The organism is Streptomyces katrae, assembly GCF_000966975.1.
Lineage (GTDB): Bacteria > Actinomycetota > Actinomycetes > Streptomycetales > Streptomycetaceae > Streptomyces > Streptomyces katrae.
The window spans coordinates 1-201 of sequence record NZ_JZWV01000969.1 but is presented as its reverse complement, the minus strand read 5'-3'; the positions used below and the strand labels follow the sequence as shown (position 1 = coordinate 201).

The 201-nt window shown below is 81.6% G+C and carries 1 pseudogene; it reads left to right on the top strand.

From position 1 onward, the window contains the following. A pseudogene (locus VR44_RS30595) lies at nucleotides 1-201 on the top strand (hypothetical protein); the annotation flags it as partial.

Below are 201 nucleotides of genomic sequence, written 5' to 3'. Positions count from 1 at the left end.
AGCCGGACGTGCTGCGGGTGCTGGCGGAGGCCGGGGTGGCCGACCCGGCGGCGGCGGTCGCGGAGTCCGGGGACCCGGCGCACGACGCCCTGTTCGCCTCCCCCGAGTTCGATCCGTGCGTGCTCCAGGCCCGGCCCACCGACCTGCTGCGCCGCCGCCGCTTCGCGCGGGCGGCCATGGCCGGGGCCGCCGCCCTCGCGG